The 19,414-nt window shown below is 69.9% G+C and carries 15 protein-coding genes and 1 tRNA gene; 11 read left to right on the plus strand and 5 right to left on the minus strand.

Translation table 11 applies throughout. The features are described from left to right. Window positions 1–103: 103 nt before the first annotated feature. The 3 genes from EJ913_RS18795 to EJ913_RS18805 all read left to right on the plus strand — a co-directional run bounded on the left by EJ913_RS18795 (window position 104) and on the right by EJ913_RS18805 (window position 5,094). On the plus strand, window positions 104–2,821 hold the full coding sequence (locus EJ913_RS18795) for a DUF4159 domain-containing protein (protein ID WP_127000653.1): 2,718 nt from the start codon (window positions 104–106) through the stop codon (window positions 2,819–2,821). Then, complete coding sequence (locus EJ913_RS18800; protein WP_127000655.1) at window positions 2,822–4,927, plus strand: hypothetical protein; 2,106 nt, start codon at window positions 2,822–2,824, stop codon at window positions 4,925–4,927. 92 nt (window positions 4,928–5,019) lie between these two features. Continuing rightward, a tRNA-Gln gene (locus tag EJ913_RS18805) sits at window positions 5,020–5,094 on the plus strand. Between the two features lie 288 nt (window positions 5,095–5,382). Here EJ913_RS18805 and EJ913_RS18810 read toward each other — a convergent pair. Then, window positions 5,383–6,204 (minus strand): IclR family transcriptional regulator, encoded by an 822-nt coding sequence (locus EJ913_RS18810; protein WP_127000657.1) that lies wholly within the window; start codon window positions 6,202–6,204, stop codon window positions 5,383–5,385. 173 nt (window positions 6,205–6,377) lie between these two features. On the opposite strand from EJ913_RS18810, the gene EJ913_RS18815 reads away from it, so the two are divergent. Genes EJ913_RS18815 through EJ913_RS18845 form a run of 7 tightly spaced genes read left to right on the plus strand, consistent with a single transcriptional unit; the run spans window position 6,378 to window position 13,133 of the window. Further along, a complete protein-coding gene (locus EJ913_RS18815; protein ID WP_127000659.1) occupies window positions 6,378–7,469 on the plus strand; it encodes an ABC transporter ATP-binding protein in 1,092 nt (363 codons plus the stop codon). Further along, on the plus strand, window positions 7,469–8,335 hold the full coding sequence (locus EJ913_RS18820) for an ABC transporter permease (protein WP_127000661.1): 867 nt from the start codon (window positions 7,469–7,471) through the stop codon (window positions 8,333–8,335). The genes EJ913_RS18815 and EJ913_RS18820 overlap by 1 nt, the downstream gene beginning before the upstream one ends. A gap of 7 nt (window positions 8,336–8,342) precedes the next feature. Beyond that, window positions 8,343–9,137, plus strand: a complete 795-nt coding sequence (locus tag EJ913_RS18825; RefSeq protein ID WP_127000663.1) for an ABC transporter permease — start codon at window positions 8,343–8,345, stop codon at window positions 9,135–9,137. Window positions 9,138–9,190: 53 nt separating this feature from the next. After that, a complete protein-coding gene (locus EJ913_RS18830; protein WP_127000665.1) occupies window positions 9,191–9,511 on the plus strand; it encodes a (2Fe-2S)-binding protein in 321 nt (106 codons plus the stop codon). Next, window positions 9,508–10,890, plus strand: coding sequence for an FAD/NAD(P)-dependent oxidoreductase (locus EJ913_RS18835; protein ID WP_425321118.1), 1,383 nt, complete (start codon window positions 9,508–9,510; stop codon window positions 10,888–10,890). The genes EJ913_RS18830 and EJ913_RS18835 overlap by 4 nt, the downstream gene beginning before the upstream one ends. Further along, window positions 10,887–12,020 (plus strand): NAD(P)/FAD-dependent oxidoreductase, encoded by a 1,134-nt coding sequence (locus tag EJ913_RS18840; RefSeq protein WP_127000667.1) that lies wholly within the window; start codon window positions 10,887–10,889, stop codon window positions 12,018–12,020. The genes EJ913_RS18835 and EJ913_RS18840 overlap by 4 nt, the downstream gene beginning before the upstream one ends. A gap of 33 nt (window positions 12,021–12,053) precedes the next feature. After that, on the plus strand, window positions 12,054–13,133 hold the full coding sequence (locus EJ913_RS18845; RefSeq protein ID WP_127000669.1) for an ABC transporter substrate-binding protein: 1,080 nt from the start codon (window positions 12,054–12,056) through the stop codon (window positions 13,131–13,133). Window positions 13,134–13,235: 102 nt separating this feature from the next. On the opposite strand, the gene EJ913_RS32665 is transcribed toward EJ913_RS18845, so the two are convergent. From EJ913_RS32665 to EJ913_RS18865, 4 genes are all read right to left on the minus strand, one after another. Then, entirely contained in the window at window positions 13,236–15,122 is a 1,887-nt protein-coding gene (locus EJ913_RS32665; RefSeq protein ID WP_244939412.1) for a glycoside hydrolase family 5 protein, read from the minus strand. A 157-nt stretch (window positions 15,123–15,279) separates the two neighbouring features. Then, a complete protein-coding gene (locus tag EJ913_RS18855; protein ID WP_127000671.1) occupies window positions 15,280–16,785 on the minus strand; it encodes a methyl-accepting chemotaxis protein in 1,506 nt (501 codons plus the stop codon). Between the two features lie 280 nt (window positions 16,786–17,065). After that, a complete protein-coding gene (locus EJ913_RS18860; protein WP_127000673.1) occupies window positions 17,066–17,848 on the minus strand; it encodes an HNH endonuclease family protein in 783 nt (260 codons plus the stop codon). Between the two features lie 105 nt (window positions 17,849–17,953). Beyond that, on the minus strand, window positions 17,954–18,883 hold the full coding sequence (locus EJ913_RS18865) for an SDR family NAD(P)-dependent oxidoreductase (RefSeq protein ID WP_127000675.1): 930 nt from the start codon (window positions 18,881–18,883) through the stop codon (window positions 17,954–17,956). Between the two features lie 297 nt (window positions 18,884–19,180). On the opposite strand from EJ913_RS18865, the gene EJ913_RS18870 reads away from it, so the two are divergent. Then, on the plus strand, window positions 19,181–19,414 hold the full coding sequence (locus EJ913_RS18870; RefSeq protein WP_127000677.1) for a hypothetical protein: 234 nt from the start codon (window positions 19,181–19,183) through the stop codon (window positions 19,412–19,414).

A 19,414-nucleotide genomic window follows, 5' to 3' on the forward strand; every position in this document is an offset into this window, starting at 1 on the left:
GCAAAGCTCCTGGCCCCCTCTCCCGCGAAGCGGGGGAGGGTTGGGGAGGGGGCGACGCGCTCTCCTCCTGTCCTTCCCCTTCCTCCCATTAAGATCCGCGCCAATGCTGGGCTTCGCACCGATCGCTTTCGCCGCCCCCTGGGTCCTGACCGCGCTGGCCGCGCTGCCGGTGCTGTGGTGGCTGCTGCGCGTCACGCCGCCGGCCCCGCGCACGGTGCGCTTCCCCGCCATCCGGCTGCTGCGCGACCTCGTCGCGCCCGAGGAAACCCCCGCCCGCACGCCGTGGTGGCTGCTGCTGCTGCGCCTGATCGTGGCCGCCCTGGTCATCCTCGCCCTGTCCGGCCCGCTGCTGAACCCGCGCGCCGCGCTGCCCGGCGGCGGCCCGCTGCTGCTGGTCGTGGACAACGGCTGGGCCGCCGGCCGTGACTGGCCCGCCCGCAAGCGCGCCATGGACGAACTGATCGCCCAGGCCGACCGCCAGTCCCGTCCGGTCATCCTGCTGGCCACCGCCCCGCCGGCCGGCGGCGAGAAGCCCCAGCCGTCGCCCACCTTGCCGGCCCCGGAGGCCCGCCGCCTCGCCCAGGCCATGGAGCCGCTGCCCTGGCCGACCGACCGCGCCGCCGCGCTGGAGGCCGTGCGCGGCCTCTCATCCCGCGCCGCCCAGGGTTCCGTCCACGCGGTGTGGCTGACCGACGGCCTCGGCGACCGCTCCGCCCGTGCGCTGGCCGAGGGGTTGCAACGTCTGGGCTCGGCCGAGATCCTCGACGACTCCGTCGCGAAGCCCCCGCATCTCCTGCTTCCCCCGGCCACCGAGGGCACCGCGCTGACCGCCCGCGTGACCCGCGCCGACGCCTCGCGTCCCGAGCCGGTGACGGTGCGCCTCGCCGCCGCCGACGGCCGGCTGCTGACCCGCCAGACCGTCGCCTTCGAGCCGGGACAGACGACCCGCGAAATCCGCCTCGACGTGCCGACCGAACTGCGCAACGACGCCGCCAGCCTGCGGGTGGAGGGCGACACCACCGCCGGGGCGACCATCCTGCTCGACGAGCGCTGGCGCCGCCGCCCGGTCGGCCTCGTTTCCGGCCGTCCGGAGGGCGAGAGCCAGCCGCTCCTCTCCGATCTCTATTACCTCGACCGCGCGCTGTCGCCCTTCAACGAGGTGCGGCGTGGCGGCACGCTGGACCTGCTCAAGCGCGACCTCGCCGTGCTGATCCTGTCCGACATCGGAGCCCTGACGGCCAGCGAGGCGCAGGGCGTCGAGGAGTGGGTGCGCAAGGGCGGCGTCCTGCTGCGCTTCGCCGGCCCGCGTCTGGCCCAGCACGCCGATCAACTGGTGCCGGTGCGGCTGCGCATCGGCGACCGCGCGTTGGGCGGCGCCCTGTCCTGGTCCGAGCCGGCCAAGCTCCAGCCCTTCGCCGCGAAATCCCCCTTCGAGGGGCTGGCGATTCCGCCCGACGTGCAGGTCAACCGGCAGGTGCTGGCCGAACCGGCGCTGGATCTGGCCGACCGCACCTGGGCGCGGCTGGCCGACGGCACGCCGCTGGTGACCTCGGAGAAGCGCGGCGACGGCTGGATCGTGCTGGTCCACACCACCGCCAGCCCGGACTGGTCGAACCTGCCGCTGTCCGGCCTGTTCGTCGACATGCTGCGCCGTCTGGTCGCGCTCAGCGGCGGGGTGACCGGCGCCGCGTCGGCCGCCGCGCTCGATCCCGTCGAGGTGCTGGACGGCACCGGCCGGCTGGTCCCGCCGCCGCCGACCGCCTTCCCGATCCCCGGCAACGCCACCGCCTCGGTGATCGGCCCGCGCCACCCGCCGGGTTTCTACGGGACCGACGACGCCCGCCGCGCGTTGAACCTGTCGTCCGCCGTCACGAAGATCGAGCCGCTGGGCGCCCTGCCCGGCGGCGTCGCCCGTTCCGGCTACGACGGCCGGGGGGAGGTGCCGTTGAAACCGACTCTGCTGGGTCTGGCGCTCGCGCTGCTGACCGTCGACCTGCTGATCGCGCTGGCCCTGCGCGGCCTGCTGAGCCGCCCCTCCCTGCGCCGCAGCGCCGGGGCGGGGGCCGCCGCGCTGCTGGTGGCGTTGGCCCTGTCCGCCCCCGGACCGGCGCGCGCCGCCGACGACGAGCAGGCGGTGAAGGTCACGGCGGAAACCTTCCTCGCCCATGTCCGGACCGGCGACAGCGGCGTGGACGAGGCGGCCCAGGCCGGGCTGGAGGGCCTCGTCGCCATGCTGAACCTGCGCACGGCGGTCGAGACGATGGGCGCCGTCGGCGTCGATCCCGAACGCGACGAACTGGCCTTCTTCCCCTTGCTCTACTGGCCGGTGTCCGACCGCCAGCCGACCCTGTCCGATCAGGCCCGCACCCGTGTGAACGAGTATCTGCGCGGCGGCGGCACCATCCTGTTCGACACCCGCGACCAGGCGCCCGGCGGCGGATCGGCGGTGCTGCAACGGCTGGTGGACGGTATCGACATTCCACCGCTGGCCCCTGTGCCGCCCGACCACGTGCTGCGCAAGTCCTTCTATCTGCTGACGGACTTTCCCGGCCGATCGGCCGGCGGCGAGCTGTGGATCGAGGCGCGCGAGGGTTCCGCCAACGACGGCGTCTCCCCCGTGGTGGTGGGCGGCAACGACTGGGCCTCGGCCTGGGCCGTCGGCCGCACCGGCCAGCCGCTGTTCGCGGTCGTTCCGGGCGGCGAACGGCAGCGGGAAATGGCCTATCGTTTCGGGGTCAACCTCGTGATGTACGCGCTGACCGGCAACTACAAGGCCGATCAGGTCCATGTGCCCGCCATCCTGGAAAGGCTTGGACAGTAGATGCCCGTCGATCTTCTCTCCGGCACCTCCATCGCGCTGGCGCCGCTGCTGCCCTGGGCGCTGCTCGCGCCTCTGCTGGGCGTCGCGGCGCTGGTGGTTCTGGTCGCCGCCATCCGCCGGGCGCGCGGCGTGGCCCTGCGCCTGCTGGCGGTGCTGGTCCTGGCGCTGGCGCTGATGAACCCCTCGCTGGTTCAGGAAAAGCGCGAGCCAATCAAGGACGTCGCGGTGGTGGTGGTGGACGACTCGCCGAGCCAAGCCATCGGCAACCGCCGGAGCCGCGCCGAACAGGCGCTGGCGGAGCTGACGGAGCGGTTGAAGGCGTTCGACGATCTGGAACTGCGCGTCGTGCGCGCCGGGGACGGCGCGGGCGAGGCCGGGGCCATCAACGAGACCCATCTGTTCGACGCGCTGAACCGCGCGATGGCCGACGTGCCCCGCCGCCGCATGGCCGGCGCGGTCCTGATCACCGACGGACAGATCCACGACGTTCCGGAGAACGTTGCCAAGCTGGCCGAGATCGGCCCGATCCACACGCTGCTCACCGGCGACCGCGACGAGGGCGACCGACGCATCGCCGTGGTCCAGGCGCCGAGCTACGGCCTCGTCGGCAAGCCGGTGGAGCTGACGATCCGGGTCGACGACATGCCGGGCCGTCAATCCCCCGACGCGGCGGTGACGCTGCGCCAGGACGGCGGCGCCCCGCGCAGCGTCCGCGTCCCCGTCGGGCGCGACTTCCGCATCGAGCTGCCGGTCAACCACGGCGGCCAGAACGTGCTGGAATTGGAGGTCGAGGCGGCCAGGCAGGAGTTGACCCTGTCCAACAACCGCGCCGCCGTGGTGGTGAACGGCGTGCGCGACCGGCTGCGGGTGCTTCTGGTGTCGGGCGAGCCGCACGCCGGCGAGCGGACGTGGCGCAACCTGCTGAAGGCCGACCCCTCGGTCGATCTGGTCCATTTCACCATCCTGCGCCCGCCCGAAAAGCAGGACGGCACCCCGATTCGCGAGCTGTCGCTGATCGCCTTCCCGATCCGCGAGCTGTTCGAGGTGAAGCTCGACGAGTTCGACCTGATCATCTTCGACCGCTACCGCCGGCGCGGCGTGCTGCCGCAGATGTATCTGGAGAACATCGCCGAGTATGTCCGCAAGGGCGGCGCCCTGCTGGAGACCTCGGGCCAGGGCTACGCCTCGCCCTTGTCGCTCTACCGCACGCCGTTGGGTTCGATCCTGCCGGCGGCGCCGACCGGCCAGACCATCGACCGTCCCTTCCGACCGACGATCACGGAGACCGGTCGCCGCCACCCGGTGACGGCCGGCCTGCCCGGCGACCGGGTGGACGGCGACCCGCAATGGGGCCGCTGGTTCCATCAGGTCGAGGTCACGCCGAACGGCGGCGCGGTGGTGATGCAGGGCGCCGACCAGCGCCCTCTGCTGGTGCTGGACCGCGTCGGCAAGGGCCGCGTCGCGCAGTTGGCGTCGGACCAGATCTGGCTGTGGAGCCGTGGCTTCGAGGGCGGTGGCCCGCAGGCCGAGCTGCTGCGTCGTCTGGCCCATTGGCTGATGAAGGAGCCGGAGCTCGAGGAGAACGACCTGCGCGCCCGCGTCGACGGCAACCGCATCACGGTGGAGCGCCGTTCCCTGGAGCCCGACCCGCGCCCGGTGACCCTGACCACGCCGTCGGACGAGACGACGGCCCTGACCCTGACCGACGACAAGACCGGCCGCGCCGTCGCGACCGTGACGGCGAACGCCCCCGGCATCTACCGCGTCTCGGACGGCGAGCGGACCGCGTTGGCCGTGGTGGGGGCGGTGAACCCGCCGGAACTGGCCGACGTGCGCACCACCGGCGACCGCATGGCCCCGGTGACCAAGGCGACCGGCGGCGGCGTCCATTGGATCGCCGACACGGCGGACGGCCCCCGTCCAGGAGTGGAGGTGCGCCGCACACGCCCCGACCGCGAGCAGACCGGCAGCGGCTGGATCGGCCTGCGCGCCAACGGCGATTTCACCGTCACGGGCGTGGTCGACGTGCCCCTGCTGCCGGTCGGCGCCGTGCTGGCGCTGGTTCTGGGCGCGATGCTGATGGCGTGGCGACGGGAAGGGCGCTGAAACGAAAAAATTTGGCAAGGAGCCTGTTGCACTCGGCGGCCTCTCCGTTTATGGTGCCGCTCCTTCGGGCGATCATGCATCGCCACGACGGTTGGGGCGTCGCCAAGCGGTAAGGCATCGGTTTTTGGTACCGACATTCGGAGGTTCGATCCCTCCCGCCCCAGCCAACTCAATCCTCTGATAAACAACGGATGTTCTGAAGCTGGAGCGTCGGCTTTCGGCGCACTCCGAATGCGCGCGTTTGGTACGCCAAACCATTGGAAATCTTCATTTTATAATTCCATGCGGAAACTTCCCGTGCACGTGATGTGCGCGCCCTTCAGTCCGACAGTTTCCCAAATTCCAGCTATCGAACACGGCCATGGCGCTCGCGTTATCCTGCTTCCGGTCGAACATGTGACCGTGCACGGTCGAGCGCCGATTGCCGTAAAAGACCATCCCCTGCCGCCCCAGCGTTACGCCGCGCCGCTGCCCAGGATGGCCGCCGGGCGGCGCAGGACCGGGTCGAAGGGGTTCAGTTGCCGGCAGACCCCGGCGGCCTCGCGCCGCAGGATGTCCACCACCACGGGAAGCCGTTCCTCGTTCAGCCGCTCGTTGATGGTGCCGACGCTGAGCGCCGCCACCGCGTGGCCCTGGCGGTCGAGCACCGGGACGGCCACGCCGGACATGCCCGGCAGCAGCCCGGTCGACCGGCTGGCGTAGCCCACGTCCCGCACCCGCGCGATCTCCGTGCGCAGATAGACCTCGTCCAGGATGCCCACGCCTTGCATGCGCGGCAGGTTGAAGCGGATGACCTCCTCGCGCTCCTCCTCGGGCAGGAAGGCGAGGATGGCGAGGCTGCCCTGGCCGATTCCCAGCGTCACCCGGCCGCCGATGTCGCCGGTGAAGGAGCGGATCGGGAACGGCCCCTCGCTACGGTCCAGGCACACGGCGTCGAAGCCGCTGCGCACCATCAGGAAGATCGTGTCGCGCAGCGTCGCCGACAGCCGCAGCATGATCGGACGGCAGATGTCGCGCAGGTTGTTCGGGTTGCCGGCCCGCGCCGCCATGGCGAACAGGTCGATTCCCAGCCGGTAGCGCTTGGATCCCTTGTCGGCCTCCACCATGCCCTCCTCGACCAGGGTCTTCAGGATGCGGTGGACCGTGGGCGGGGTCAGGTTCAGCGCGCGGGCGATGTCGGTCAGCCGCGCGCCCGTCTCGTTGCCGTCGGCCAGCAGGCGCAGGATGGCGAGGCCGCGTTGCAGGCTGGATTTCGCGCCTGCGTCATCAACCGTCATGGAGTTGGTCCCGTTAAAAGCCGTGGCGTCCGTGGCGCTCATCTATTCCGCATATCGGAAACTTTCTCAAATTGTTTTCTCTCCGTGGAAATGACGATTGACGCCAAACGGTCACACACGGAACCATCGGGCCAACAGGTTGAGGCCTAACGTCGCAAGAGGGAGTAACCCCGGTGTCGTTCCTCGAATTGAGAGACATCACGAAACGCTACGGCACCTTGAACGCCGTCAGCGACGTCACCTTGTCGGTGGAGAAGGGGGAGTTCGTGTCGCTGCTGGGGCCGTCGGGCTGCGGCAAGACGACGACCCTCCAGATGATCGCCGGCTTCGTCGACGTCACCGCCGGCTCCATCCGTCTGGACGGCCGCGACATTACCCACGCCAAGGCCAACTCGCGCGGCCTCGGCATCGTTTTCCAGAGCTACGCGCTGTTCCCGCACATGACGGTGTACGACAACGTCAGCTTCGGGCTGGAGATGCAGCGCGTCCCCAAATCCGACCGCAAGGACCGGGTCGAGGAGGCGCTGGGGCTGGTGCATCTGTCGGCCTACGCCGGGCGCTACCCCCGCGAATTGTCGGGCGGTCAGCGCCAGCGCGTGGCGCTCGCCCGCGCCATCGTCATCCGCCCGCCGGTGCTGCTGCTCGACGAGCCGCTGTCCAACCTCGACGCCAAGCTGCGCGAGGCGATGCAGTTCGAGCTGCGCGACATCCAGCGCAAGGTCGGCACCACCACGGTGATGGTCACGCACGACCAGGCGGAAGCCTTCTCGATCAGCGACCGAGTCGTGGTGATGGAGGCCGGGCGGATCACCCAGATCGACGAGCCCTACCGCATCTACGAGCACCCGGAGACCGAGTTCATCTCGCGCTTCGTCGGCAAGACCAACATGCTGCCGGGCACCGTCCAGACGGTCAACGGGGGTTACGCCTCGGTGTCGCTGGCCGGGGTGCCGGTGGAGGTCGAGGCGCCCGGCGTGGCGCTCGGCGAGACGCTGACGCTCTGCATCCGTCCGGAAAAGCTGCGGCTGGCCGGGGCGGGGCAGGGGCGGCTGCCGGGCCGGGTGTCGGTGCGCTATTTCCTGGGCAGTCAGTGGCTCTACCACATCGACGGGCCGCTCGGCACGCTGATGGCGGTGACGCCGAACGACGGTTCGGCGCCGCTCGACGTGGACATGCCGGTCGGCATCGACTGGTCGCCCTCGGTGGTGCGCGTCCATCGCGGCGTCATGGCCGAGGCGCCCGATCCGGCGCTGGAGGCGGAGTGATGGAGGCGACCGGCCCCGGCGCCCGGCGCTCCACCCCGCTGATCCTCTCGGCCCCGGCGGCGCTGCTGTTCGCGTCGCTGATCCTGACGCCGCTGCTGCTGACCGCGCTGCTCTCCTTCAACGAGTTCGAGCACGCGACCGGCCGCACCCATGGGTTCACGGTCGGCCATTACCTCGCGGTGCTGACCGACGAGTATTACCTGGAAATCTTCCTGCGCACCTTTCGGGTCGCCGCGCTCGCCACGGCGATCTGCGTGATCGTCGGCGTGCCGGAGGCCTACATCCTCAGCCGCATGCGCAACCCGTGGCGCTCGGTGTTCCTGCTGGTGGTGCTGGCGCCGCTGTTGGTCTCGGTCGTCGTGCGCGCCTTCGGCTGGAGCATGCTGCTGGGGCCGGAGGGGCCGATCAACGCGGCGCTGGTGGCGCTGGGCATCGGCCGGGTGCGGATGCTCTACACGGAATGGACCGTGATCGTGGCCCTGGTCCACGTCATGCTGCCCTTCATGATCATCCCGGTCTGGACCTCGCTGCAGAAGCTCGACCCGGCGGTGGAGCAGGCGGCGCTGTCCTTCGGCGCCTCGCGCGCCACCGCCATCGTCCGCGTCGTGGCCCCGCAGATCCTGCCCGGCATCCTGTCGGGAAGCCTGATCGTCTTCGGTCTCAGCGCCAGCGCCTTCGCCATTCCGGGGCTGCTCGGCGGGCGGCGGCTGAAGATGGTCGCGACGGTGGTCTACGACCAGTATCTCAGCGACCTCAACTGGCCCATGGGGGCGACGGTCGCGGTGCTGCTGCTGGCCGCGAACCTCGTCGTCATGCTGACCTACCACCGCGTGGTGGAAGGTCATTACCGCCGCCGGCTGGGGTGAGGCCATCATGACCCGAAACGGACCCGTCGCGCTGTTCTTCCACACCCTGGTCGTCCTGTTCATGCTGGCGCCCCTGGTGATCGTCTGCCTCGTCGCCTTCACCCCGGAAAACACGCTGTCGCTGCCGACGCGGGGGCTCTCGCTGCGCTGGTTCGAGGCGGTGTTCCATCACCCGGACTTCGTCCAGTCCTTCTGGAACAGCCTGTGGCTGGCGCTGCTGTCGGCGACGCTGGCCGTCGCCCTGGCGGTCCCGGCGTCGCTCGCCATCACGCGCTGGGAGTTTCCCGGACGGGGCTTCCTCAACGGCCTGTTCCTGTCGCCGCTGATCATCCCCCATCTGGTGCTGGGCGTCGCCATGCTGCGGCTGTTCGCGCTGGTGGGCGCGACAGGAAGCTTCGGCTGGCTGGTCGCCGCCCACATCGTCATCGTCACCCCCTACGTCATGCGCCTGCTGATCGCCGCCATCACCGGCTTCGACCGCAGCGTCGAGCACGCGGCCTATTCGCTGGGGGCGAGCGAGGCGACGGTCTTCCGCCGCGTCACCCTGCCGATGATCCTGCCCGGCGTCACCGGCGGCTGGCTGATCGCCTTCATCAACAGCTTCGACGAGCTGACCATGTCCATCTTCATCACCTCGCCGTCCACGGTGACGCTGCCGGTGCGGATGTACATGTACGCGACCGAATCCATCGACCCGATGATGGCGGCGGTCTCGGCGATCATCATCGGGATCACGGTGGTCGCGGTGCTGCTGCTCGACCGCGTCTACGGCCTGGACCGCATCCTGGTCGGCCAGAAATGAACCCTGGACCGGCGCCCGCTACGGCGCGCCGGCCCGTTCGGAGAGCATTCGCCATGGCTTTGTTGCAGCGTGTGGCCGAGCAGGGCCGGCGCGTCGTCCGCTTCACGCTCGACGGGATTCCGGTCGAGGCGCTGGAGGGGGACACCGTCCTGACCGCCATGCTGACCAACGGCGACCGTCTGCGCCGCTCGGAATTCGCCGACACCCCGCGCGCCGGCTTCTGCCTGATGGGCGCCTGCCAGGATTGCTGGGTGCGGACCGAGGAGGGCGAACGCCTGCGCTCCTGCGGCACCTTCATCGAGGACGGCATGCGGCTGGTCAGCCGGGGCGAATGGGACCAGGGCGGACCGGGGCAGGGGGAGGCGGAATCGTGAGCGGCTTGCGTCCCGTCATCGTCGGCGCCGGTCCGGCCGGCATCCGCGCGGCGGAGCGGCTGGTCGCCGCCGGGCTGCGGCCGACCGTGGTCGACGAGGCCGCGCGCTGGGGCGGCCAGATCTACCGCCAGCCGCCCGACGGCGGCTTCACGCGGCCGAAGTCGGCGCTCTACGGCTTTGAGGCCGGGAAGGCCGACGCCGTGCACCAGGCCATGGCGGCGATCCGCGACCGGGTCGATTACAAGCCGCGCACGCTGGCGTGGAACTGCGAGGACCGCGCGCTCGACCTGCTGGGCGACGGCGTGTCCGAGACGCTGCCCTTCTCCCACCTGATCCTGGCGACCGGGGCGACCGACCGCGTGCTGCCCTTCCCCGGCTGGACCCTGCCGGGCGTCTTCACGCTGGGCGGCTCGCAGGTCGCGCTGAAGTTCCAGGGCTGCGCGGTGGGCCGGCGGGTGGCCTTCCTCGGCACGGGGCCGCTGCTCTATCTGGTGGCCTACCAGTATCTCAAGGCGGGGGTCGCGGTGGCCGGCGTGTTCGACACCGCGCCCTTCGACGGACAACTCCGCGCCGCGCCCGGCATGCTGCGCGACCCGGCGACGCTGGCCAAGGGCCTGCTCTTCGTCGGCTGGCTGCGCGCCCATGGCGTGCCGATCCACAACAACGTCCGCCCGCTGCGCGCCGAGGGGACCGAACGGGTCGAGGCGCTGGTCTGGAGCCGCAACGGGCGGGAGGAGCGCACGGTCTGCGACGCCGTGGCCTTCGGCCTGAACCTGCGCTCGGAAACCCAGCTCGCCGATCTCGCCGGCTGCCGCTTCCGCTTCAACGAGATGGACCGGGCGTGGCTGCCCGAGCGCGACGCGGCGGGGCGCAGCTCGGTGCCGGGCGTCTACATCGCCGGGGACGGCGGCGGCATCGCCGGGGCCGACGCGGCCGAACTGGGGGGGGAGCGCGCGGCGCTCGCCCTGCTGGAGGACGCCGGCCTGCCCGTCGAGGCGGACCGCGTCGCCGTGCTCGACCGGCGCCTCGCCCGCGTCGCCGCCTTCCGCCGGGCGCTGTCCGCCGCCTTCCCGTTCCCCGAGGACTGGGCCAGTTCCATCGCCGACGACACCATGGTCTGCCGCTGCGAGGGCGTCTCCGCCGGCACCCTGCGCGCGGTCGCGACCAGCGGGCAGGCCCGCGAGATCAACCGTGCCAAGGCGCTGACCCGCGCCGGCATGGGCCGCTGCCAGGGCCGCATGTGCGGCGCCGCGACCACCGAACTGCTGGCGCGCGCGCTCAACGCCGGCCCCGGCGATGTCGGCCGCCTGCGCGCCCAGCCCCCGATCAAACCGCTGCCGGTCGCCGCCGGCCGACCGAGCGACGAGGCCGCATCATGAGGGAGATCCTCGACTGCGACGTCGCCATCGTCGGCGGCGGCATCGTCGGCGGCTCGGCGGCGCTGTTCCTGCGCAGGATGGGCCTGTCGGTCACGCTGCTGGAGCGCGACTGGTGCGGCGCCAAGGCCAGCGGCGTCAATTTCGGCGGGGTCCGTCGCCAGGGCCGCCCGCTGGAGCAGTTGCCGCTGTCCCAGCGCGCCCACGCAATCTGGGGCCGGCTGCCCGAGTTGATCGGTACCGACGCCGAATACATCCGCTCCGGCCATCTGAAGCTGGCGCGCAGCGCCCCCGACCTCCAGGCGCTGATCGACTACCGCGAGCGCAGCGCCGGCTTCGGGCTGGACCTGGAGATCGTCGAGGGCGAGGCGTTCCGCCGCCGCTTCCCGGCGCTGGGCGACCGGGCGCTGGGCGGCTCGCTCTGCCCGGAGGACGGGCACGCCAACCCGCGCCTCGTCTCGCCGGCCTTCGCCCGCGCGGCGGCGGCGCTGGGCGCCGTGGTGCGCGAGCAGACCCCGGTCGACCGGGTCGAGCGCGACGACGCCGGCCGCTTCGTCCTGTTGAGCGGCGAGGGGCTTGAGGTCCGCGCGACCCATCTGCTGAACACGGCGGGCGCGTGGTCGCGCCGCGTCGCCGACGCCTTCGGCGAGCCGGTGCCGCTGGTCTCCCTGCACCCCAACATGGCGGTGACGGAGCCGCTGCCGCGTTTCCTCGACGTCAACATCGGGGTGGAGGGCGGCGGCGTCTACGGGCGGCAGGTGCCGCGCGGCAACATGGTGGTGGGCGGCGGGCGCGGCTTCGCGCTGGACCCCGACCGCGCCCGCCCGCAACGCGACGCCATGCTGTCGCTGATGCACGACGCGGCGGAGCTGTTCCCCCAGATCCGCCACGCCCACGTCATCCGCTGCTGGACCGGGGTGGAGGGCTACACGCCCGACCGCAATCCGGTGATCGGCCCCAGCCGGACCACGCCCAACCTGTTCCACGCCTTCGGCTTTTCCGGCGCCGGGTTCCAGATCGGACCGGCGGTGGGGGAGGCCTTGGCCGAACTGATCCGCGACGGCCGCTCCTCGGCCCCGCTGGACGCCTTCCGCATCGACCGTTTCCCGCCCACCACCATCACCACGCCTTAAAAAATCCCGCCTTAAACCCCCAGGAGGACGAGCATGCCCATCCCGCGTTCGCTGTCTTTCACCGGTGTCGCCACCGCCGCCGCCACCGCCGTCATCGGTCTGGCCGCCGGCTTGGCGCTCTCCAGCCCCGCCGCCGCCCAGACCAAGACGGTCTACATCGGCATGAACGGCGGCACGATGGAGAAGACCTACACCGAGAACGTCTTCCCCGCCTTCGAAAAGGCGACCGGCATCAAGGTGGTGGTGGTTCCCGGCACGTCCTCCGACATTCTCGCCAAGCTGCAGGCGCAGAAGGACAACCCGCAGATGCACGTCGTCTTCCTCGACGACGGGCTGATGTACCGCGCCATCGGCATGGGTCTGTGCCAGAAGATGGACACCACGTCGGTGCTGGACGAGGTCTACCCATCCTCGCGCATGAAGGGCGACATGGCGGTCGGCGTCAACATGGGCATGACGGGGCTGGCCTACAACAAGAAGATGTTCGACGAGAAGGGCTGGGCCGCCCCGACCTCGTGGATGGATCTGGCCGATCCCAAATACAAGGGCAAGATCGTCGTCCAGTCGGCGGCCAGCAGCAGCTTCGGCCTGCACGCCTTCCTGATGTACAACCGCGTCCAGGGCGGCACCGAGGCCAACGTCGATCCGGGCTTCACCACGTGGCGCAAGACCATCGGCCCGAACGTGCTGGAATACATCCCCAGCTCGGCCAAGATCGCCGAGATGGTGCAGACCGGCGAGGCTGCGATCTTCCCGCTGACCCCGACCGGCGTCGGCAGCCTGAAGGAAAAGGGCATTCCGGTGGAATACGCCCAGCCCAAGGAAGGCTCGGTCGTGCTGATGGTCGGCGAATGCGTCGTCGCCAAGAACCCCGACAACGAGTCCGCCCAGAAGCTCGCCGCCTATCTGCTGAGCCAGGAGGCGCAGCTCGCCGCGCTGAAGTTCGGCGCGCAGATCCCGGCCAACACCAAGGTGCAGGCCCCGGCCGAGGTCGCCGACGCGATGGGCAAGTTCCAGGGCTACATGAAGAACGCCGTGACGGTGGACTGGGACGTCATCAACGAGAAGCGCCCGGACTGGAACCAGCGCTGGAACAAGGAAATCGAACGGTAACTCCCGTTCGCTTTCTGTAGGAACGTCGCGGAGCCGGGGGTTTGTCCTCCGGCTGCGCGAAAGGATCGTTCAGGGTCGGGGCGGGGCCGGGTGCGCTGTCGTTCAGCCCCACGCCTCCACGCCGGCGTCGTGGTGTTCCAGCGCCGCGATTTCCAGACCGGGCGCCGAGACCCGCCCTTCCGCCTTGCCGTGCTGGACGTAGTGCAGCGTCGCCGCCGCGCGGTCGCTGCCGAAGGCGGCGTGCAGATCGGCGTGGGCGTTGAGATAGGCGAGCGGGTCGAAGGCGGTCGCCGAGCGCCCCTCGGCGATGCCGTGGGTCAGGTAATGGATCTCGGCCGCCCGCGCGTCGGTTCCGAAGGCGTCGATCAGGTCGGCGTTGCTCGCCACGTAGCGCAGCGTGTCGAAGCCGTTCGCCGCCCGCCCTTCGAGCACGCCGTGGCGGATGTAGTGCGCTGCCCCGGCCTCCGCGTCGGCGCCGAAGGCGCTGCTGAGGTCGCGGTTGGCTGCAAGGTAATTGTAGGCGTCGAAGACGGTGGCGCGGCCTTCGACCCGGCCATGTTCGATGAAGTGGCGCGAGGCGGCGTCGTGGTCGGTGCCCAACCCGGCGATCAGGTCGTGGTAGGACGCGGTGTAGGCCAGCGGGTCGAAGCTGACCGTGCGCCCCTCGGCGTGGCCGTACTGTTGGTAATGCCGCGTGCCCGCCGCCGCGTCGGCGCCGAACCCCGCCGACAGGTCGGCGTGGCTGGCGACATAGGCGAGGGCGTCGAAGGGCTTCGCCACCGGCGCGGCGACGCTTGGCGAGGACGGCGCGGCGGGCGCCGGAGTGGCCGGCGTCTCCGTCGGGATCGGCACCGGCGTCGTTGTCGGCGTTGGCGCCGGTGCCGCTGTCGATCCGGTGAACAGGCCGGCTTTGATGGCGTTGTACTTGGTGGTGTCCACCTGCCAGTCGCTGGTCATGATGCCGCCGGTGTCGCCCGAACCGGGGCTCCAGGCCCAGTAGGTCCAGCTCGCCCCCTGGTCGCCCTTGGCGAGGTCGATGGTGCCGTTGCCGTCGAAGTCGCCGTTCATGTACTGGATCAGCTTGGGCATCCAGGCCTTGTCGATGGCGGTTTCCATGCGGCTGCCGAACTCGCCGACCAAAACCGGGTGCTGATCGTTCTTGATCAGATTGCCCCACATCTGGTCCCACTTCGCCGGCATGTTGTTCGGGAAGTCGGAAGCCTTGAACCAGTCCATCATGTGCAGCGACGGGCCGTAGTCGTGGACCGAATAGACCAGCTTGTTCGGCGTGTCGAAATTCACCTCGTATTTCGGCAGGCCGAGCAGGTTGCCGCCCCACCAGTACCACTGGTTGTTGACGATCTCGACACCCTCGACGATCATCAGCCAGTCCTTGTTGACCGTCTGGATGGCGTTGCCGATCCGCTCGGCGGCGCGCGCCCAATCGGTGGCCGCGCCGCCGGTGCCCCAACTGGCCTGTCCGTGCGGTTCGTTGTGCAGGTCGGCGCCGATCACCGCGTCCTTGCCGGCGTAACGCTGGGCCAGCATCTTCCAGTTCTCGATCATTTTCGATTCCGGATACTGGCTGGTGTACCAGAGCCCGTTCTCGTTGGAGGACGCGCCGTCGCCGGAACGGTGATGGTCGAGGATGATCTTCATGCCGGTCTTGCCGGCGTAATCGATGATCTTGTCGAAGACCTGGAGCGAGGTCAGGCCCTTGAGGTCCGGGTTCTTCGAATAATCGATGCCGGTCGGCATGCGGCCGGCGTCGAGCATGGCGTCGGAGAAGGGCAGGCGGATGACGTTGAAGCCAAGCGCCTGCATCTTGTTCATGTGGTTCTGGTAGCTGTCCATCCACAGCCCTTGCGGCGCGAAGGCGTAGCCCTCGGCCCCGAACCAGTTGACGCCGGTCAGCTTGATGTTCCGGCCGGCGCTGTCGACGATCTGGCCGCCGTCGGTGTGCAGGAATCCCGGTGCGATGGTCGTCATGGTCGCTCAACGTCGTCTGGAGGGCTCGGCCGGCTGCCGTCCGGCCACTCTAAAGCGTTGCTGCGACACTTATTTGTGAACAATTTCAGGCAAGCGGCGGCGGTTGCGGGGTGGCATCGACCAAGGACCCGCAACCGCCGCCGTCTGGAAAAGGGAATCAGCGCCGCAGCCGCTCCGAGGTCGAGGTGATGCTGTGGGAGACGACCTCGATGTCGCGCACGACCCGCGTCACGCTGACCGCGATCTCCTTGGTGGCGGATTCCTGCTGGGACACCGCCGTCGCGATCGTCATCGAAATCTGCTGGACGTCCGCGACGATGGTGCCGATGCGGCGGATCGCGTCGACGGCGTGCAGCGCCTCCTGCTGGACGGCGGCGATCTGGGCGGCGATGTCGTCGGCGGCGCTGCCGCTCTGCTGGGCCAGCGACTTGACCTCGTTGGCGACCACGGCGAAGCCGCGCCCGGCCTCGCCCGCCCGCGCGGCCTCGATGGTGGCGTTCAGCGCCAGCAGGTTGGTCTGCGAGGCGATGGAGTTGATCAGCTTGGTGATCGCGCCGATGCGCTCGGCGGAGTTCACCAGGGCCTCGACGGCGGCGTTGGTCCGCGTGGTCTCGTCCGACGCCTTCGCCGAGGCGCCCGACGCCTCGGTCGCGCGCGCGCTGATGTCGGTGATCGAGGCCGACAGCTCCTCGGTCGCGGCGGCGACGGTCTGCGCGTTGGCGGTGGCGCGGTCGGCGGCGGTCGCCACCTCGCTGTCGAGCGATTGCGCCAGGGCGCTCACCATCTGGCGGCGCTCGCCTTCGGCCTCGGTCTGCCGCACCTCCGCCTGCTTCTGCGCGTCGATGTCGATCAGCGAGCCGCAGACCCGCAGGGCCAGACCGTTGGCGTCGCGCGCCACCCCGCCAATGGCGCGGAACCAGCGGAAGCCGCCGTCCCGCATCCTCAGACGGTAGACGACGTCGTAGCCGGTGCGGCCGCTGCGGTCGTTCAGGCAGGCGCCGAAGGCGTCGAAGGTCGGCTGGGCGTCGTCGGGGTGCAGGCGGTCGGCCCAGGACCCGACCAGATCGGGGAAGCCGACCATGTCGTTGGGATCGAAGCCGATCAGGCGGCGGATTTCCGGGGACCAACGCCAATGGCTGCGCGCGTGCATCGGGTCGCCGTTGTGGATGACCGCGTCCCACAGACCGACGCCGGAGAACCGGTCGAGCAGCTTCGCGCGCTCCAGCTCGTTCCGTTCCGAATCGATGTCGATCAGCGAGCCGCAGGCCCGTAGGGCCAGACCGCTGGCGTCGCGCGCCACCCCGCCGATGGCGCGAAACCAGCGGTAGTTGCCGTCCTTCATCTTCAGCCGGTAATCGACGTTGTAGCCGGTGCGGCCGCTGCGGTCGTTCAGGCAGGCGCCGAAGGCGTCGAAGGTCGGCTGGGCGTCGTCGGGGTGCAGGCGGTCGGCCCAGGAGCCGACCCGGTCGGGGAAGCCGGCCGTGTCCTCGCGGTCGAAGCCCACCAGGCGGCGGAACTCCTGCGACCAGCGCCAACGGCTTTGCGGGTGCATCGGATCGCCGTTGTGGATGACCGCATCCCACAGGCCGACGCCGGCGTAACGGCCCAGCAGCGCCATTTCCTCGTTCGGGCGGGTGTCTTGAACCTTGCGAAACGACAGCATCGACGTGTCCTGATTTGAGGCATTGATTCCCCTAATCAAAATACGAAGCGGATAAAGAAACACTTAACAATTTTGACGATTCCAGCGCCAAGATGAGAGAGAAAAACCCTATTGCTTTTCAATTCTCAAATATTAAGGGGCTGGGATTTTCAGAAAATTCTTCATCCGGGGCGTTGGAAATTTATGCTATGAACAATAGAAACGATATTTCTCTTCGTACCGATCCTGTATTGCCGCACTCACAGTGTGGTGAAAGAGAGTTTGCGCGTTCTGTTCCGCCTCACCGCGCCGAGGCGCGGCAATCGGCCAGGATGTTGCCCACCGTGACGCGCTCGCGCTCGTCCATGGTCAACTCCCAGCGCGCCTTCACGGCGATCCAGTCGGCGACGTACAGGCAGATGCCGTCCCGCTTGGGCGGGAGCCAGTCCTCCGGTCCCTTGGAGCCCTTGGCCCGGTTGGCCTCGCGGCTCGCCGCCAGCAGGGTCAGCGGGTCGGTCAGATCGTTGGCGTAGGCCGCCCGGCGGTCGCGGCTCCAGGCATGGCCGCCGCTTGCGTAGGTCTCCTCCAGCGGGACCCGGTGGTCGATGTCCACGAGGTTCGGGTCGGTGATGCGGTCGCCGGTGTAGGGATCGATCCATTCCCCGGACGCCACCGCGCAGCCCTTGTCGGACAGCTTGGCCGGGCGTCGCGAATCACGGATCAGCACCTGTTCCCGCGCGTTCAGGCAGCCGCGGTCGAGGGCCAGCCAATGCGGCCACTCTTCGCGCTCGTAGCCCCCGCGCTTCTCCTCCTCGACCCGGATGCCGTCGAGCAGGCGTTGCGTCTTGTCGAAGTCGATGCGGTCCGACGCCCGCGCGACGACCGGCGGAGGGGTGTGGACGCGGGCGTTGCGGCCCTTCTTCTCCTCCTGTCCCAGCAGGCGTTCCAGCGTGCCGGCGGGCAGGATGTGCAGCCGCTCCGCCACCGCCAGGGCGGCGAGGATCGCCAGCACCGTGAACAGCCCGCGCAGCGTCAGCGACCGCTTGCGCGATCCCCCGCCGGAATTACCCCACCGTCCCGCCATGCGCGCGTCCCACCCCTTGCATATCGGGCGATGTTATGACCGTCGCGGACGCGGCGCTCAATGGAGATTCGGGCTGGGGAGATTCGGGCGCAATGCCGCCTGGGCTTACGGCATGCGACCGGTCAGGGTCGCGCTCAGCCCTTGCAGCAGCCCGATCTGGCAAACGGTGTCGAAGGTGCCGCGCATCAGCGACGGGTCGCCGATCGACACCCGGATGTCGCCGGCCCGCGTCGGGGTGTGGCGGCGCTGGACGCGGGCGCCGCACAGCTCCTGCAACACCTCCAGCAGCATGGCGAGCGAGGTCGCCCGCCCGGTGCAGAGGTTGTAGACCGGGGCGCCGCACCAGCGCCGCTCCATCGCCAGCGCCAGGATCCGCACCACGTCGCCGACGAAGACGAAATCGCGCACCTGCTGGCCGTCGCCGTGGATCTCCACGTCCTCGCCGCGTGCGACGCGGCGGGCGAAGATCGAGATCACCCCGGAGTAGGGCGACAGCGGATCCTGACGCGGCCCGTAGACGTTGAAGAAGCGGAAGCCCATCGCCGGCACGCCCTGGATCGTCCAGGCGATCTTCGCGTGCATCTCGCAGCCGAGCTTGTCCACGCCATAGGCCGAGAGCGGGCGGGGCGTCAGTTCCTCGCCCAGCGGCGTCGCCGGGTTGTCGCCGTAGACGGCGGCCGAGGAGGCGTAGACCACCGGCACCGCCCCGCCGTTGCGGGCGTCGCGCGCCGCCTCGAACACCGTGACGGTGCCGAGCAGGTTCGTGCGGTGGGTCTCGGCCCACAACTCGCGCGAGCGCTGGACCGAGGCGACGGCGGCCAGATGGAACACGCCGTCCACCCCTTCGATGGCGTGGCGCACCGCGTCGGGATCGGCCACGTCGCCGACGACCAGTTTCGCGGCGGCCGGCTTGTTCTCCAGCCGGCCGCTCGACAGGTTGTCGAGGATGGTCACCCGGTGCCCGTCGGCCAGCAGACGGTCGGCCAGATGCGAGCCGATGAAGCCGCAGCCGCCGGTGATGAGGTGATGCGCCATGATCCCCGCCCGATTAAAAAAACACGCTCCCTGATCGTCGGCACGGGCGGGGCCGGGGACCAGACCATCTTCGGGATGAGAGCCAAGCCCAACCGGAGGCGCGAGCCCGCCGTTCGGGGGTCCCACTTGGCGAATCGGTCGGGTTTCCCATGTGACGGTTTTCGGACAGGCGCCACCTCTGGTTCAACAGGCTTATCCACGGGCTTTTCCACCGTTCTGTGGATAAGTTCGGTCAAGGGCGGCAAGGTCGCGGGGGCCACCTTGCCGGTGCGCCGCATTTATGGTAAACATCCGCCTATGGTTGAAACCCGACGCACAGGCGACCGTTCCAACGACGCGATCCGCCCCGATCCCGGCGGCGGCCGCGTTCCGTCCGCCGGTGGCGTCGGCCCCAGCGCGCGCGCCGAGACCGTGGGGCGCGGGCGCCAGCGGATCCCGACCTTGCGCGAACTGGCCGCCTTGGTGGTCAACGGCGTGCTGACCCTACCGCGCAACTACCGGCGCGGCATGTTCCTCGACGTCGAGATTTAA

The organism is Azospirillum doebereinerae (assembly GCF_003989665.1).
In the GTDB taxonomy this organism is placed as follows: Bacteria; Pseudomonadota; Alphaproteobacteria; order Azospirillales; family Azospirillaceae; genus Azospirillum; species Azospirillum doebereinerae.